At 71.8% G+C, this 15,581-nt stretch carries 15 protein-coding genes; 8 read left to right on the top strand and 7 right to left on the bottom strand.

Translation table 11 applies throughout. The features are described 5' to 3' along the window. Positions 1-50 precede the first annotated feature (50 nt). Complete coding sequence (locus PV419_RS36930; RefSeq protein WP_319696474.1) at positions 51-1,070, bottom strand: hydroxyacid dehydrogenase; 1,020 nt, start codon at positions 1,068-1,070, stop codon at positions 51-53. A gap of 225 nt (positions 1,071-1,295) precedes the next feature. Between PV419_RS36930 and PV419_RS36935 the strand changes: the two genes are divergently transcribed. After that, the gene (locus tag PV419_RS36935) at positions 1,296-2,405 is read left to right on the top strand and encodes a substrate-binding domain-containing protein (RefSeq protein WP_319696476.1); all 1,110 of its coding nucleotides are present in this window, start codon (positions 1,296-1,298) and stop codon (positions 2,403-2,405) included. Between the two features lie 190 nt (positions 2,406-2,595). Here the strand turns inward: PV419_RS36935 and PV419_RS36940 are convergent, their stop codons facing one another. After that, complete coding sequence (locus PV419_RS36940) at positions 2,596-4,605, bottom strand: DUF2264 domain-containing protein (RefSeq protein ID WP_319696477.1); 2,010 nt, start codon at positions 4,603-4,605, stop codon at positions 2,596-2,598. 108 nt (positions 4,606-4,713) lie between these two features. Between PV419_RS36940 and PV419_RS36945 the strand changes: the two genes are divergently transcribed. Next, positions 4,714-6,714 (top strand): heparinase II/III domain-containing protein, encoded by a 2,001-nt coding sequence (locus PV419_RS36945; protein ID WP_319696478.1) that lies wholly within the window; start codon positions 4,714-4,716, stop codon positions 6,712-6,714. Positions 6,715-6,816: 102 nt separating this feature from the next. Here PV419_RS36945 and PV419_RS36950 read toward each other — a convergent pair whose 3' ends face one another. Then, the gene (locus tag PV419_RS36950; RefSeq protein ID WP_319696572.1) at positions 6,817-7,143 is read right to left on the bottom strand and encodes a plasmid stabilization protein; all 327 of its coding nucleotides are present in this window, start codon (positions 7,141-7,143) and stop codon (positions 6,817-6,819) included. Positions 7,144-7,449: 306 nt separating this feature from the next. Between PV419_RS36950 and PV419_RS36955 the strand changes: the two genes are divergently transcribed. Beyond that, entirely contained in the window at positions 7,450-7,677 is a 228-nt protein-coding gene (locus PV419_RS36955) for a DUF5133 domain-containing protein (RefSeq protein WP_319696480.1), read from the top strand. 45 nt (positions 7,678-7,722) lie between these two features. Here the strand turns inward: PV419_RS36955 and PV419_RS36960 are convergent, their stop codons facing one another. Next, positions 7,723-8,127, bottom strand: coding sequence for a metalloregulator ArsR/SmtB family transcription factor (locus tag PV419_RS36960; protein WP_319696482.1), 405 nt, complete (start codon positions 8,125-8,127; stop codon positions 7,723-7,725). 108 nt (positions 8,128-8,235) lie between these two features. Between PV419_RS36960 and PV419_RS36965 the strand changes: the two genes are divergently transcribed. Further along, positions 8,236-10,212, top strand: a complete 1,977-nt coding sequence (locus tag PV419_RS36965; protein ID WP_319696483.1) for a heavy metal translocating P-type ATPase — start codon at positions 8,236-8,238, stop codon at positions 10,210-10,212. Positions 10,213-10,298: 86 nt separating this feature from the next. Here the strand turns inward: PV419_RS36965 and PV419_RS36970 are convergent, their stop codons facing one another. After that, entirely contained in the window at positions 10,299-10,577 is a 279-nt protein-coding gene (locus tag PV419_RS36970) for a hypothetical protein (protein WP_319696484.1), read from the bottom strand. Between the two features lie 210 nt (positions 10,578-10,787). Here PV419_RS36970 and PV419_RS36975 point away from each other — a divergent pair, with 210 nt between their 5' ends. Beyond that, a complete protein-coding gene (locus PV419_RS36975; RefSeq protein WP_319696485.1) occupies positions 10,788-13,052 on the top strand; it encodes a tetratricopeptide repeat protein in 2,265 nt (754 codons plus the stop codon). Between the two features lie 20 nt (positions 13,053-13,072). On the opposite strand, the gene PV419_RS36980 is transcribed toward PV419_RS36975, so the two are convergent. Then, positions 13,073-13,297 (bottom strand): DUF397 domain-containing protein, encoded by a 225-nt coding sequence (locus PV419_RS36980; RefSeq protein ID WP_319696486.1) that lies wholly within the window; start codon positions 13,295-13,297, stop codon positions 13,073-13,075. Beyond that, positions 13,281-14,117, bottom strand: coding sequence for a helix-turn-helix transcriptional regulator (locus tag PV419_RS36985; protein ID WP_319696488.1), 837 nt, complete (start codon positions 14,115-14,117; stop codon positions 13,281-13,283). The genes PV419_RS36980 and PV419_RS36985 overlap by 17 nt, the downstream gene beginning before the upstream one ends. 163 nt (positions 14,118-14,280) lie before the next feature. Here PV419_RS36985 and PV419_RS36990 point away from each other — a divergent pair, with 163 nt between their 5' ends. Genes PV419_RS36990 through PV419_RS37000 form a run of 3 tightly spaced genes read left to right on the top strand, consistent with a single transcriptional unit; the run spans position 14,281 to position 15,507 of the window. Further along, positions 14,281-14,442, top strand: coding sequence for a hypothetical protein (locus tag PV419_RS36990; RefSeq protein WP_319696489.1), 162 nt, complete (start codon positions 14,281-14,283; stop codon positions 14,440-14,442). Next, a complete protein-coding gene (locus tag PV419_RS36995; RefSeq protein WP_319696490.1) occupies positions 14,439-14,663 on the top strand; it encodes a hypothetical protein in 225 nt (74 codons plus the stop codon). The genes PV419_RS36990 and PV419_RS36995 overlap by 4 nt, the downstream gene beginning before the upstream one ends. 13 nt (positions 14,664-14,676) lie before the next feature. Then, complete coding sequence (locus PV419_RS37000; RefSeq protein WP_319696492.1) at positions 14,677-15,507, top strand: hypothetical protein; 831 nt, start codon at positions 14,677-14,679, stop codon at positions 15,505-15,507. The last annotated feature ends 74 nt before the right edge of the window (positions 15,508-15,581 follow it).

Here is a 15,581-nt window from a genome sequence, read left to right on the forward strand (position 1 = left end):
GGGTGTCGCGGGGTCGCGTCTCCCAGACGCCCTCAGGCGCCTTCAGACGCTCAGGCACTTAGGCCGAGCGCCAGCGCCTCCGCGGTGATCTCGGATTGCAGGGGTTCGCGCGCGGTCCACCGGGCCAGCTCGTCCATGGCGTGGTCGGTGAGGCGCCCGATCTCGGTGCCGAGCGAGCCCGCGATATGCGGGGTGATCATCACGCTGGCCTGGTGTCGCAGGGGCGAGTCGACGGGCAGGGGCTCGGGGTCGGTGACGTCGAGGATGGCGAAGAGGCGTCCGGAGGCGCATTCGGCGGCGAGCGCGTCGGAGTCGATGAGGCTGCCTCGCGCCGTGTTGATCACCGTCGCGTGATCGCGCAGCAGAGCGAGCTGGTCGGCGCCGATCAGATGGCGGGTCTCGCGCAGTTCGGGAGCGTGCAGGGACAGCACGTCGACGCGCGGAAGCAGTTCCTCCAGCGGGACCAGGGTGGCGCCCGCGCGCTTCACCTCCTCCGCGTCCGCGTACGGATCCGCGACCAGGCAGGTAGTGCCCCCCAGGACCTTGAGCAGGTCGACCACCCTGCGGCCGATCCGCGAGAAGCCGACGATCCCCACGGTCCGCCCGAAGTTCGACAGGTCGCCGTACCCCGTCACCGTGCCCCAGCCCTGGTAGGCGCGGGCCTCGTCGGCGGCGAGGAACGGGGCCTTCTTGCCGGCGAAGATGATGGCCGCCAGGGTGTACTCCGCGACGGGGATCGCATTGGCGTCCGCACCGCTGGTCACCCGGATCCCGCGGCGCCACACCTCCTCGCCCACCAGGCCCCGCACACTGCCGGCGCAGTGCAGCACCGCCCGCAGCGCGGGGGCCGCGGCGACCCGCTCCGGCGTCAGCGTGGGCGCGCCCCAGGACGTGAGCATGACCTCCACGTCCGCCAGGCGCGCCCGCACCGCCGGATGGTCGAGGTCGTCGACCCAGACCGGGTCGCCCAGGGTCACCAGCTCCGCCAGGCGCGCGAGCCGGGCGGAGTCGAAGTGCGCGTCGAAGCTCGGCCTGCTCATGACGACCAGCGCGTGGGGCTTCGTCTGCATCGGGCGTCGAGTCCTTCCCTAGGCCGGTTTGGACCGGCACCGTTGCCATCTAACGCGAAGTCGTATGTCCTACTAAATGCCGTGTTGCGTCGAACACATTGGAACTTGCCGAACACGTTGGAACAGGGATAGTGGTCAGCAGTACAGATCCGCCATAGACCGAACACAACCGAAGCAATTCGTTCAGACTCGAACAGGCCATCAGGCCATCGACGAGGGGGCCCGATGAGCGCAGACCGACCTTTCGCCCTTCAGCGCAGGGAACGGCTGATGGACGAGTTGCGCCGGCACGGCACCGTGCGGGTCCGGGACCTCGCCCGGCTGCTCGACGTCAGCGAACTGACCGTACGGCGCGACATCACCGCCCTGGCCGCCCGCGGCCTGCTCACCAAGGTGCACGGCGGCGCCACCCTGCCCACCGACCTCGACCAGGCCCCGGCCCCGGCCCGCCGGCCCCGCCCCACGCCCGTGCCCTTCACGATCGGCATGGTCGTGCCCTCCCTGGACTTCTACTGGCCGTCGATCGTCAGCGGCGCGCGTACGGCCGCCGCCGGGCTCGGCGTCCAGCTCCAGCTGCGCGGGTCGACTTACGACCAGGCCGAGGACCGCCGCCAGATCAGCCGGCTGACCGAGGCGGGGCAGGTCCAGGGGCTGCTGCTGGCGCCCAACCTCGAGGGCAACGGCGTCGACGAGATGATCGACTGGATCGGCAACCTGCCGGTGCCCACCATCCTCGTCGAGCGGCAGACCTCGCAGTGGACGCCGACCCCGCGCCAGTTGGAGTGGGTGCGCAGCGACCACGCGCTCGGCATGGAATTGGCCGTACGCCACCTCCACGAGCACGGCCACCGTCGGATCGGTCTGGTGCTGTCGAAGGGCAGCCCGACCTCCGCCCACCTCGCCCAGGGCTGGCTGAAGGCGTGCACGGAGCTCGACCTGCCCAGCGAGTTCGTGGTCCGCGAAAGCGTCGCCCTCGACCAGCCGGGTCACCGACAGATCATCGAGGGCATCCTCGACCGATGCCGCGGGTCCCGGATCACCGCGCTCATCGTGCACAGCGACCCCGACGCGATGTCGATCGCCCAGTACCTCGCCGAGCAGGGGTTCGCCATCCCCGACGACATGGCCCTGGTCAGCTACGACGACGAGGTGGCCCATCTCGCGGAGCCCGCGATGACCGCTGTCCGCCCGCCCAAGGCCCGGGTCGGCCGGGTCGCGGTCGAGATGATGGTGTCCCGGCTCGTGGAGGGCAAGCGCCGCCCGGCGCAGCGCGTTCTCATCCTGCCGGAGCTGATCCTCCGCGACTCCTCGGTCAAGCGGGCCCGGGCGCTGTAGCGGCGCAGCGGGCAGGCACCTCGGACGGGCGCCCCGGGCGGGCCCCGGAGGCGGCCCGCGCGCCAAGCGCCCGCCAGGAGCGGCCCGCCGGGAGCGACCCACCGGGAGCGGCCCGGCCGACCCGCCGGTGACGTACGGCCGGGGGCCTACGGCCGGTGACGTACCGCCGGGTCGGAGCGGGCCGAGCCGGTCAGGGGGCCGCCGGGGGCAGCTCGACCTCGGTGGTGAGGCCGTCCGGCCAGGTCAGCCGGGCCCGGTGGCCGCCGTCGGGACCCGGGTGGACGGAGACGTCAGGATCGGGGCCGTCCTGGTCGTCCTGGCCGCCACCGTCGAGAGTCACCGCGGCAGCGAGCACCTCGCCGTACGGCACACCGTCCGTGGCCAGCCACGGCGTCGCGGTCCGGGCGCCGAGCGGGCTGTCGTCCTTCCCGGTGGCGACTCCGCCGCGGTGCAGCCCCCGCAGGCCGCGCAGGGACGAACGCAGCGGCGAACGCGCCGACGCGGTGCCCGCTTCGGCGTACGGCCCCGCGCCCGCGGGGCCGGTGCCCACCTGGGTCTCGGGCGGGTTGTCAGCCGCGACCGGCCAGCCGCCCATCCGTACGCAATCCCCGGCCCGGCCCGCCCCCGACTCCGGGGCGTCCACCCTGACGAGCCGGACCTCGACCCCCGCGCGCAGCACCGAGGCGACGGTGACCACAGGCCCCGGCGTCGTCGGCCCGGTCCGGCCGGAGCCGTGGTCGGGCGAGTCGTCGGCGCCGCTGTCGACCCAGCGCACCGGCCCCCGGGAGGCGGCGGCGAGCACACCACCGGGAAGCTCGCGGGCGTACAGGGTCTCGAACCCGGTGCGGTGGCTGGCCCGCCCGGCGTCGTCGAGCAGTACGACCGCGTTGTCGACCGGGTCCGCCGCCGACGCGGCGGCCAGCGGAGGCACGGTGGCGGTGGAGTAGCCGAGCCGCGCGTACAGCGGTGAGTCCGCGCTGGTGTCGCCGGGGCGCGCGTGGTCGGTGCCGTGGTTGAGCACCACCGCGATGCCGTCGCGGCGCCGCGCGGAGACCAGCCAGCCGGGGGCCTCGACCACCCGTGCGACGTCCCCGGTCTCCACCGGCAGCGGGAGTTCCGGATCGGTCCACACGGGGTGGTCCTCGGGCAGCATCAGGCCGAGCATGCCCTTGGCCGCCCAGTACGGCGAGCCGGGCCCGGAGTAGGACTGCCGCATCGTCGGCCAGGCGGCGTACCAGCCGAGGTTGAGCAGTCCGTCCTGGTCGGGGGCTCCCCGGTCGGCGAAGTGCCGGACCATGCCGGAGGCCACCCGCCGCACCAGCCCGGGCGGCTGTCCGCCCGCCCCGGTGACCGCGCCGACCCAGAAGGGCGCCGCGGCGGCGAAGCGGTAGGTGAGACTGCGCCCCTGCAGCAGCGGGGAGCCGTCCGCACCGACCAGGCACACCGCGTCGTCGAGGTAGCGTGCGAGGTCCGCGGCCCAGGTGTCCCGGAGGGCCGGCGGGCACAGGGTGCCGGTGACGTCGAACAGGTGGGTCCACAGCAGCGGGTACAGGTGCAGTGCCCAGCCCGTGTAGTGGTCGTAGGCCCGCTCCTGCCCGTCGCTGAGCCAGCCGCCCGCCCGGCGCATCGAGGCGTGGACGGCCAGGTCCTCCTCGATGTCGCCGGGCGACCACGGTCCGCCGGCCTCCCGCAGGAACGACTCGACGACGATCCTGAACCACACCCAGTTGATGGGCGGATAGTCCTGCCCGACGACGGTCCCCAGCCAGGCGATGACCCGCTCGCGCACCCCGTCGTCGAGCCGGTCCCACAGCCAGGGCTTGGTCAGCTGCAGCACCAGGGCGATGGAGGCGGCCTCGACCTTGGCCTGGCCGAGCCGGTCGGGGCGGGGCCAGGCCTCGGGCGAGTGCGGGTCGGTGCCCGCCGCCAGGCCGCGCGCGTACCGCTCCAGCAGGCCGCCGGGGTCCGCGCCCCGCTCCCCCGCGATGCGGAAGCCGGCGATCAGGAAGGTGCGGGCGAAGCCCTCCAGGCCGTCGGAGGTCGCGCCGCTCTGGCTCGCCGGACCCGGCAGGTCGATCCGGGCTCCCGACGGGGAGGCGTACGGCTGGGTGGCGGCGAGCATCCGGTCGGCGAGCGCGGTCCAGCGCGCCCTGGTCCAGCCGGTGTACGGGGCCAGGTCCCGATCCTCGTCAGGCGGCACGGCTTCCTCCGAAAGGCGGTGGTAGGTGATCGATGGATGGTGTTGCCACCTCACCCCGTGGCATAGTCCCGAGTCAACGATTTCGCACAGAATCGATCAGGAGAGATAATGGGCCTGGTAGAGCCGGTTTCCCCCGCGTACCGCTCCCTCCGGAACCGGCTGGGCCCGGCCCTGCACCCCGCTTCCGCCCCCGGTTCCCGCCCCGATCCGCTGGTCGAACTCCTGCGAGACGCCCCCACGCGGCTGCCCGTCCCCGAGGTCTCCGCGCGCTCGGTGTGGGAGGCGGTGGACGCCGCCACGCGCGAGGGGCTGCTGGACGAGGCCGCCGCCGAACTCCACCGGACCGCACCGGTGCTGACCGCGTCCGACTGGGCCCGGACGTTCCGCGACGGCGTACGGACCGCGTACGAGGACTCCGCCCGGCGGCTGCGCGAGCGGGCGACGCTGTTCGTGCTCGCCGCCACGCTCACCGGTGAGGTGGCGCCGGCCGACGCCCCGCCCGGGGCCGCGCCGTACCTCGACGCCGCGGCCGACGCGCTGATGGCCCTGGCGGAGACCAGCACATGGTGCTGGGCGCCGCACGACCGCTTCGCCACGGCCCGCGGTGAGGTGCTGCCGGACCCGGACGAGCCGTTCGTCGACCTGGGGGCCGCCGAGGTGGCGTCCCTGCTGGCCTGGGCCGACCACGTACTGGGCCCACACCTGGACATCCGGATCCCCGGGCTGCGCAGGCGGCTCCGGCGCGAGGTGGACCTGCGGGTGCTGACGCCGTTCGAGCACACGCGGGACTGGCACTGGATCGGCCTCGACGAGGAGGCCCACAACTGGAATCCCTGGATCCACGGGGCGGTGCTCGCCGCGGCCCTCCTGCTGGCCGAAGACGAGGAACGGCGGGCGCGGCTCGTACGGCTCGTCATCGAGGGCCTGGACCACTACCTCGCGGTGCTCCCCGACGACGGCGGGATCGACGAGGGCGTCGCCTACTGGTGGCAGGGCGCCTGCCGGCTGCTGGAGGCCCTCGACCTGCTCGCCGACGCCGGCGGCGCCGCGCTCGACGCCCGCGACCTGCCCGTATTCGGTCCGCTCAGCAAGTTCCCGCACCGCATGCACCTCGCCGGGGACTGGTACGTCAACGCCGGTGACGCCCCCGCCCGCCTGTGGGCCGACCAGCCCTGGCACGTGCTCTTCCAGTGGGGCGAGCGGCTGGCCGACCCCGACGTCCGCGCGCACGCCCTGGCGTGCGCGCGCGGAGGGCCGGCGGTACGCGCGGTACGGCCCCGGGCGGGACTCGGCCGGGCGCTGGCCGGACTCTGCGACCCCCACTGGCAGCGCGCCCTGGCCACCCCCAGCGGCGGAGACGGCGGCCCCGCCCCCTGGGCGGCACGGGAGACGTGGCTGCCCCGGGTCCAGGTGCTCGTCGCCAGGGAGGCGGCGGGCACGGCCGAGGGGCTGACCCTGGCGGCGAAGGCGGGACACAACGGCGAGCGACACAACCACCTCGACGTGGGCTCGTACTGGGTCGCCCTCGACGGCCGGCCCCTGGTCGTCGATGTCGGCCAGCCCACCTACACCGCGGCCAGCTTCGGACCCGACCGGTACCAGGCGTGGCCCCTGCGCAGCGCCTGGCACAACGTGCCCGAGCCGGGAGCCGCGCAGCAACCGGGCGCCGCCCACCGGGCGGACGACGTACGGGTGGACCTCACCTCCGCCGCTGCCGCCCTCCACGCCGAGCTCGCCGGGGCGTACCCGGCCGGCCTGTTGCGCGGCTGGCGCCGGTCCCTGCGACTGGTACGCGCCACGGCGGGCGCCCCGGCACACGTCCTGGTCGAGGACCACTGGACACCACACCCCGCCGCCCCGGTGCTGCTCCGGCACGTCCTGGCGGGAGACGTCGAACTGGGCGAGGGACGGGCACAGGTCACCGCCGACGGGCACTCGTTGTTGATCACCTGGGACCCGGAGCGCGCCACCCCGGAACTCGAACACCGCCACCTCGACGACCCATTGCTGCGCGAGTCGTGGGGAGAGCAGCTGACCAGGCTCACCCTGACCGTCGCGGCCCCCTCCGCCGGGGAACCGTTCGCAGTCCGGCTGGAGCGGTCACGGTAAGCGTCGCAGACCGCGTCGGGAGAGGCCCTGCTCATCGGTCAGGGCCTCTCCCGACGCGCGCACACCGCGAGAAGTCCGCCGCGGTGCGGTGCCGTACGACGGTCAGCGGCCCAGGGCCTTGGCCAACTGCTCCTTGGTCATGTGCGAGCGGCCCTCGACGCCCCGCTGCTTGGCCTCGTTGTACAGCTGATCGCGCGTCGGCCCCTTCGAGCCGCCGCCCGAACGCTGGCCGCCCCGCTCCGGCGCGGACTTCCGGTCCTGGGTCGAGGTCTTGCTCGCGGACTTCGACTCCCCGGCGCGGGCTCGTTCCTTGTTGACGGTGCGCGCCGCCATCTCCTTGGCACGGCCCGCGGACGCGCCCCGCTTCTCCGCGCCTTCCTTGATGTGCTCGTACTGCCGTTCACGCTTACGGCTGGATCCTGCGGGCATGGTCATCCCTCTTCCTTGCCCCTCGGTTGCTTGCCGCGTCCGGTCTCACGACGTGGCTCGTGAACCTCTGTCTTCAGTTTGCGACGCTCAGAACGTCGAGGTCGGAAACGACATGCTTCGTGTCCCCGCCATTCCCCGCCTCTAACAAGCCCGTGGAAATGCGTGGGTGCCCCCGCCCACGGCCCCACGGCCGGAATGAGCCCCCGTCCGCCACCGCTCCGAACGCGACGGCATGCGACTCCTCCGCATGGGGTACCCGCTCTCCGTCCACGCCCGTGTCCGGCCCCGCACCGTGAAGGAGACCACATGCTGATGGCACACCCGGCGGTCCTGCGCGATCTCATCCGGCAGTACGAAACCCTTCTGGCGCTCAATGCCGACGCGGGCGGCCCGGAAGTGCGGCGGCGCATGGAGGACGTCGCCTACACCCTGTGCATCGCGACCGGCACCCGGGACGTGGACAGCGCCCTCATCGCCGCCCGGCACCGGCTCCCCGGCGCCCGCGTAAAGGACGATTCCCTCGTGGCCAACTGACGCCCGTGGCCAACTGAGGGAAGCCCGTTCCCTTCGAGCGCGCCGTCAGGCGTCCGGGCCGGCCTCCGTGTCACCCTCGGGCTCCGCGGTGATGGCCGGCGTGTCGCTCAGGCCCAGGCGAAGGTGCTCGACGTGGTAGAGCGCCTGGTCGAGGAGTTCGGCGACGTGGTTGTCGTAGAGGGCGTACACCACGGAACGCCCCTTGCGGGTGCCGGTCACCAGACCGAGGTTGCGCAGCAGGCGGAGCTGATGGGAGCAGGCTGACTGCTCCATGCCGACCTCGGCGGCCAGTTCGGTGGCCGCGAGGGGGCCCTCGCGCAGCCGGGCGAGGATCAGCAGCCGGGAGGGGGTGGCCAGGGCCTGCAGGGTGGTGGCGACCCTGGCGGCGCCGGCCGCGTCCAGACGCGCACGAGGGATGGCGCTGGCGGCGGATGCGGCTCCATGACCCATGCGGCCATCGTACGACCTGAATGAATGCATGAATTCTTGTTCATCTATTCCTGTTACGGTGGTGCCGTTGGATGCGATTCCTCCCGCCCGTGAAGGACCACTGCCGCGATGTCGTCCACCCTCACCCGCACGGCCCCTGCCCCCGGCGTTGCCCGCGATGCCGTGGCGCCCAGGCGCCGTACGCGGATCTTCGCCCTCCCCGAGGCCCGCTGGGCGGCGGCCGCGCTGGTGCTGTTCCTGGTCGGGCTGCCGCTGTATCTGCTGGGAGCGCCCAGGTGGGCGTGGGGTCCGCTGTTCGCGCTGGTGTACGCGACCGGCGGCTGGGAGCCTGGGTGGGCAGGGCTTCAGGCGCTCAAGGACAAGACCCTCGATGTGGACCTGCTCATGGTCGTCGCCGCACTCGGCGCGGCGGCCATCGGGCAGGTGCTGGACGGCGCACTGCTGATCGTCATCTTCGCCACCTCCGGCGCGCTGGAGGCCATCGCCACCGCCCGCACCGCCGACTCCGTACGCGGCCTGCTCGACCTCGCCCCGGCCACCGCCACGCGCATCGCCGACGACGGCGGGGAGGAGACGGTGGCCGCCGAGCGGCTGCGCGTGGGCGACACGCTTTTGGTGCGGCCCGGAGAGCGCATCGGCGCCGACGGCCGGGTGCTGGACGGGGCGAGCGACGTCGACCAGGCCACCATCACCGGCGAGCCGCTGCCGGTGGCCAAGGAGACCGGCGACGAGGTGTTCGCCGGCACCCTCAACGGCACCGGCGCGCTACGGGTGAAGGTCGAACGCGACCCGTCGGACTCGGTGATCGCCCGCATCGTCGCCATGGTCGAGGAGGCCGCCGAGACCAAGGCCCCCACCCAGCTGTTCATCGAGAAGGTCGAACAGCGCTACAGCCTCGGCATGGTCGCCGCCACCCTCGCGCTGTTCGCGCTCCCCCTCGTCTTCGGCGCCGCCCTGCAGCCGACCTTGCTGCGGGCGATGACCTTCATGATCGTCGCGTCCCCGTGTGCGGTGGTGCTGGCCACCATGCCCCCGCTGCTGTCGGCGATCGCCAACGCCGGACGCCACGGCGTACTGGTCAAGTCCGCCGTGGTGATGGAACGCCTCGGGCAGATCGACGCCGTCGCTCTCGACAAGACCGGCACGCTCACCGAGGGCACGCCGAAGGTGACGGACATCCGCCCGCTGCCCGCCTCCGGCCTGACCGGGGACGAGTTGCTACGGCTCGCGGCGGCGGCCGAGCACCCCAGCGAGCACCCCTTGGCCCGCGCAATCGTGGACGCCGCCGGTGGCCTGCGCCTCCCGCCCGTTGATGCCTTCAACTCCACGCCCGGCACCGGCGTGACCGCTCGCGTCGACGGCAAGGCTGTCGCGGTCGGCAGCCCGGCCCGGCTCCTGGACGGCCGCACCGACCACCCGGCGGCCGGTCTTGCCGCGCAACTGGAGGGCGAGGACCGTACCGCCGTCCTGGTGTTGGTGGACGGCGCCCCGGTCGGCGTACTGGGCATCGCCGACCGGCTCCGCGACGAGGCCGCCGCCACCGTCACCGCCCTGACCGCGCTCACCGGCACCGCGCCGGTCCTCGTCACCGGCGACAACCCGCGCGCCGCCGCGCGTCTGGCTGACGAGGTCGGCATCGCGGACGTACGGGCGGGACTGCTGCCACAGGACAAGGTTGCCGCGGTGCGGGAGTTGGAAGCCGCCGGGCGAAAGGTCCTGGTCGTCGGCGACGGCGTCAACGACGCCCCAGCTTTGGCCGCCGCCCACACCGGCATCGCCATGGGCCGTACGGGCTCCGACCTCGCGCTGGAGACCGCCGATGCGGTGGTGGTGCGAGACGAGTTGGCCACCATCCCGACTGTCGTCGCGCTCTCCCGCCGCGCCCGGCGGCTTGTGGTGCAGAACCTGGTCATCGCCGGGACCTTCATCACCGGCCTGGTGATCTGGGACCTGGCTGGGACCCTCCCCCTGCCTCTCGGCGTCGCGGGCCACGAGGGGTCCACGGTGATTGTTGGCCTCAACGGTCTGCGGCTGTTGGCCGATGGCGCGTGGCGCCGCGCTCGGGGCTCCGGGGACGCCGGGTAAGCGGGTAAGCCGACGCGCAAGCCGCGAAACCGCCCCCTCGCGCTGTGGCGTGTCAGTATGGAAGGTCTCGACGGCGTGAGGGGGCGTCAGGTGAGCGCACGGATGCGGTGGTTGCTGGCGGGGGTGGGGTCGCTGGTGGTGTTCGGGTTGTTCGTGTGGCTGGGGGAGTTGGTGTTGCCCTGGGATCGGCCAGAGCGCATCGGGACGGGCGCGGGGGCTGGGGCTGTGGTGGCCGGGGTGCTGGTGGCGTGGGTGTCGTCGGCGACTGGGTCCCGGGCTCCGGCGCCGTCCACGCCGCCGTCGCCTGGGACGGGTTCGGGAGGGCCTACGGCCTCCGGGGAGCGGTCGGTGGCTGTGGGGGACAACTCGGGTGTCATCGTGACGGGTGACGGAGGCACGGTTCAGCGGTGAGTGGGGAGAGTGTGCCGTCCGCGTCCGGGGATCGCTCGGTCGCGGTGGGCAGGAATTCCGGGGTAGTCGCGACCGGTGACCACAACCACATCGAGCACCGGACGGTGGTCCTGCCAGCAGGCAGTGTGGGAACCGCTGCCGTGCCGGATGACACCGTTGTACGGGTGAACAACCTACCGACGCCTGACAGCGCGGTGTTCCGGGGCCGGGATGAGGCCCTTGCGGTGCTGATGGCGTTACCGGCGGCCGGGGCGGGGGTGGTCGCGCAGAGCGTGCGGGGGCTGGGCGGGGTCGGCAAGAGCACGCTGGCGCTGCAGCACGCCCGCCGGTTCCTCGCGGCGGGTGGCGGGCCGGTGTGGTGGGTGGACGCCGAGTCGGCGTCCAAGGTGACGGCTGGGCTGGCCGCGATGGCGACGGCGCTGAACCCGGTGCATGCGGGGCTGCCGGTAGACGAGGCGGCCCAGTGGGCGGTGGTCTGGCTGCAGGGCCGTACCGGGTGGCTGCTGGTGCTGGACAACGCCGAGGATCCAGCTGACCTCGACCCGTACCTCGGGCGCCTGACCACCGGACAGGTCGTGATCACCACCCGCCGCGACCTGCCCTGGCGCGACCTGGGCACCCCGCTGCGCCTAAACACCCTCACCCCTGAGGCAGCGGTGGACGTCCTGCGGGACATCACCGGCAGCACGGATGCGGCGGGGCTGGATCGTCTGGCTGATGAGCTTGGCAATCTGCCGCTGGCCTTGCAGCAGGCCGGCGCCTACCTGGCCCAGACCCGCACCCCACCCGGGGACTACCTCGCCCAGCTACGCCAGGACCCGGCCGGGGCCCTGGCCGCCAGCGCCCCGGGAGATCCCCAGCAGCGCACCATAGCCCAGCTGTGGAGCGTCACTTTGAACGCCGTGCAGACGGCCGACCCGCACGCGGTCGATCTGCTGCGCATCCTGGCCTACTGCGCCCCGGGCCCACTGCCCCGCAACGTGCTGGACACCGCGCTGGAGACCCGACGCACCGTCGACCACGCCTTGGGCGTGCTGGCCGCCTACAGCATGATCACCCTCACCGAGACCACCGTCACCGTCCACCGCCTCGTCCAGACGGTCATCCGCGCCACCACACCGCCCACCACGCCGACACTCCCTCCCCGGGGCATCCGCCGACTGTTGCCCCGGCGTACGCCATCTGCACCGCCACACCCGAGCTCCACCGCCCTGGCGCTCCTGAGGGCGGCGATCCCGTCCGCCAGCCCCGAGGATGTCGAGACCTGGCCTGCCTGGCAGACGCTGCTGCCCCACATCCAAGCCGTAGTCAGCTACGACGAGATCGACGACGGCCATCCTGACCTTGCCTTTGTACTGGGAGAGTCCACCTTCCATCTGTGGGCACGTGGCCAGGCCACACAAGCACTGCCGCTGGCAGAGCGGGCGCTGACCATCACCGAAGCAGTCCTCGGCCCCAATCACCCCAACACCGCCACCCGCCTGAACAACCTCGCCGCCACACTCAGCGACCTCGGACGCCACACCGAAGCCCTCTCGCTAAAGGAACGGGCACTGACCATCACCGAGGCAACCCTGGGCCCCAACCACCCCGACACCGCCCTCCGCCTGAACAACCTCGCCGCCACACTCAGCGACCTCGGACGCCACACCGAAGCCCTCTCGCTGGAGGAGCGCGCTCTGGCCATCACCGAGACAGCCCTCGGCCCCAACCATCCCGACACCGCCATCCGCCTGGGCAACCTCGCCGCCACACTCAGCCGCCTGGGACGCCACGCCGACGCCTTGCCGCTTGCGGAACAGGCACTGGCCATCACCGAGACAACCCTCGGCCCCAACCACCCCGACACCGCCCGCTGCCTGAACAACCTCGCCACCACACTCAGCCGCCTCGGACGCCATGCCGACGCTCTACCACTGAAGCAGCAGGCACTGGCCATCACCGAGGCCGCTCTTGGACTCGACCACCCCGACACCGCCCTCCGCCTGGGCAACCTCGCCGCCACACTCAGCGACCTGGGCCGACCCACCGACGCCATGCCTCTTGAGGAACAGGCACTGGCCATCACCGAGACAACCCTCGGCCCCAACCACCCCGACACCGCCCTCCGCCTGGGCAACCTCGCCGCCACACTCAGCCGCCTGGGCCGACCCACCGACGCCATGCCTCTTGAGGAACAGGCACTGGCCATCACCGAGACAACCCTCGGCCCCAACCACCCCGACACCGCCCGCTGCCTGAACAACCTCGCCACCACACTCAGCCGCCTCGGACGCCATGCCGACGCCATACCGCTGGCAGAGCGGGCAGTGGCCATCATCGAGTCAACCCTCGGCCCCGACCACCACATCACCGCCCGACACCTGGACAACCTCGCCATCCTGCGACGCCGTCTCGCGGACGATGGCGGTGATGACGCCTCGGACTGAGCAGTGCGACGGGGCTGCGCTCAGGCCGTGGGCAATTCTCCGGCCCGCACGGCAGCCGTGAACGAGCCCCACGCGGCGGCCGAGAAGACCAGGGCTGGACCTGCCGGGTTCTTGCTGTCCCGGACGGGGACGACACCGCCGGTCGCGGATATGTCAGGCGCGAACTCCACGCACTGGCCTTCGTTACCCCCGCTGTAGCTGGACTTGACCCATGTGGCGCGGGACAGGTCAGGGATGCTGCTCATCCGCTAGTTCCTCCATCACCTTGCGAATCAGGGCAACCGACGCCTCCGGGGAGAGTGCGTCAGCGCGGAGCCGATCATAGGCTGCGGCGCTGTCCTCAACCACGGCCTGCGAGTCGATCACCGACCCGGATACGGGGTTCTCCACGTAGAGAAGGTCCGGGTCATCATCGAACCTCAGCAGAGTGAACGCCATATGCCGGGCCGGGGCTCCCGACGCGTAGGGCAGCACCTGGATGGTGACGTGCGGTGATTCCGCGTCCTGGATCAGGTGAGCCAACTGCGCGCGAAACACTTGGGGCCCACCAACCTTGCGCCTCAAGCACGACTCGTCGATGACACACCACAGGAGCGGCGGAGCGGCGCGCTGCAGCACCTCACGCCGCTTCAGCCGCCGGTCCACCATCGCGTCGACCTTGTCCACGCCCTCCCGAGGGTGCGCAGCCTGGAAGACGGCCCGCGCGTAGTCGGTCGTCTGAAGCAAGCCCATGATGAGAGTGGCCGAGTAGTCCAGGATTCCCGTCGCCTGCCGCTCCAACTGCACGTACGGCACGAACCACGCCGGATAACCGTGCTGGCTGGCCTGCTCTCGGAGCCGCGTGAACATGCCCTGCGTACCGAAGACCCGATCGCAAGCCTCAGCGAACGCCTTACTGGCCAGCCTCTCCCCCGCCTCCACCTTCGCCACGTACTGCTGCCCGTAGTTGGCCTCCAAGCCCAGCTCTCGCTGGCTCATCTTCGCCCGTGTCCGCCAGATCCGCACCTCCCTGCCGAAATACGCGAGCCCGCTTACCGGTTGCTGCTCCTCGCTCGTTTCGCTCATCACATGGACCTCCCTCACCCCAGGCCAACTTGGTGTGCCGCCGCCCCTGTTGGTTGCCGCCCCGCAACGCAACGCTGGGAGTACACACAGTGATTAAAGCCCGCAAGGCACATCCAAGCCAGAAACATCCACCCAAAGTAGCTAACACCGAACAGGTGACCGAATGAACGACCAATGCCCCACCTGCCGCCACTACCGCGCGCTGCGCGAACAGGCCAAGCAAGCCGGGGACTACAGCAAGGCGACCGACTACGAGGTGCTGCGCCGACGCCACCCCACCCACGCCATCCACATGCCTCGGCAGTCTGGAGGGCAGCACGCATGAACACCGGAAGGACTGCCCCCGGCCCGGGCCAGGAGGCGTACGACCCGATCAGCGGCCGCACAGGGGTCGTCCAGGCGATTCATCCCACCACCGAGCTGCTCTTCGACCACAAGATGACCGGAAGCCTCACCGCCTTCCTGCGCCCCGCCCGGGGCGGCGTCGAGTGGACGGCCGATGCAGCCACCCTCCGTTCCCCCACGGAGGCCAAACCCCGGCCGTGAAACCCTGTACCGCGTGACGGACACGACTCCCTACGACAACGACCGCAACGAACTCTCCCGGCCCGCTCTGGCGCGTCTGGTGCTGAGTGACCGCGCCGTCGCCCTGGCCGAGACGGCCGGCACCCTGGCGGTGACCCGGTACGACGCGTACACCGGCCCGGGAGGGCGCGCCAGTGAGGCGCTGACCCTGACGCGGATCGCGGATCGGCTTCTGGCTTACGCCGTGGTGTACGAGCGTGAGCGCGGGAGCAGTTGGGAGGAGATTGCCCAGTACCTGGGCATGGATGCCGCCACGGCGGAGGAGCGCTTCACGCCCGAGATCGAGCGGTGGAACACGGCGTTCGCCGTGCCCTATCGCTTGGACGAGACCGGGCGTAAGCGCATTCCCAACCTGCCGACGGCGGCGTACGACCCCCGGAGTGCCTGCAGACGGCTCGACCTTTGGACGCACGTGCATCTCACCATCGACGACAAACACGCCGTGAGCGACGGTCTGCGTCCGAGCTTCCTACAGGACGAGCAGGACGAGCCCTCCGACATCGACGGGTGGATCTGGCGGCGGAACTTCGCCTCATTCATGGAGTCGCTGTCCCGGTACCTCGACACGGACTGGGACGAGACCGACTGGGACACGGTGGCGCTCCGCCTCGAAGGGACTGATGACAGCGGCCCGGACAACGGCTGGTACACGCACCCGCTGACCGGGGCCTGGCAGTCGGTGGAGGTCCGGTTGGCGAACATCGCGGGCGGCGACAGGCTGTCCGTCGTCGTCGCGGGTGCCGAGTACTCCGAACTGCGCTTGCGGATCGACACCCTGCTCTCCGCCTTCGCCGTCGAGCCCTGAGCGACCGCGCAAGTGACAGCTGGAGCTTGACGTATCTGGTGCTGTTCGAGTCACTAATCGAACCACTAGTTTTT

This window comes from Streptomyces sp. ME19-01-6, assembly GCF_033793745.1.
In the GTDB taxonomy this organism is placed as follows: Bacteria; Actinomycetota; Actinomycetes; order Streptomycetales; family Streptomycetaceae; genus Streptomyces.

Bases quoted from the DNA above. Each gene is read 5' to 3' on its own strand.
- PV419_RS36930 (WP_319696474.1), bottom strand. From the start codon at position 1,070: ATGCAGACGAAGCCCCACGCGCTGGTCGTCATGAGCAGGCCGAGCTTC.
- PV419_RS36935 (WP_319696476.1), top strand. From the start codon at position 1,296: ATGAGCGCAGACCGACCTTTCGCCCTTCAGCGCAGGGAACGGCTGATG.
- PV419_RS36945 (WP_319696478.1), top strand. From the start codon at position 4,714: ATGGGCCTGGTAGAGCCGGTTTCCCCCGCGTACCGCTCCCTCCGGAAC.
- PV419_RS36950 (WP_319696572.1), bottom strand. From the start codon at position 7,143: ATGCCCGCAGGATCCAGCCGTAAGCGTGAACGGCAGTACGAGCACATC.
- PV419_RS36955 (WP_319696480.1), top strand. From the start codon at position 7,450: ATGCTGATGGCACACCCGGCGGTCCTGCGCGATCTCATCCGGCAGTAC.
- PV419_RS36960 (WP_319696482.1), bottom strand. From the start codon at position 8,127: ATGGGTCATGGAGCCGCATCCGCCGCCAGCGCCATCCCTCGTGCGCGT.
- PV419_RS36965 (WP_319696483.1), top strand. From the start codon at position 8,236: ATGTCGTCCACCCTCACCCGCACGGCCCCTGCCCCCGGCGTTGCCCGC.
- PV419_RS36980 (WP_319696486.1), bottom strand. From the start codon at position 13,297: ATGAGCAGCATCCCTGACCTGTCCCGCGCCACATGGGTCAAGTCCAGC.
- PV419_RS36985 (WP_319696488.1), bottom strand. From the start codon at position 14,117: ATGAGCGAAACGAGCGAGGAGCAGCAACCGGTAAGCGGGCTCGCGTAT.
- PV419_RS36990 (WP_319696489.1), top strand. From the start codon at position 14,281: ATGAACGACCAATGCCCCACCTGCCGCCACTACCGCGCGCTGCGCGAA.
- PV419_RS36995 (WP_319696490.1), top strand. From the start codon at position 14,439: ATGAACACCGGAAGGACTGCCCCCGGCCCGGGCCAGGAGGCGTACGAC.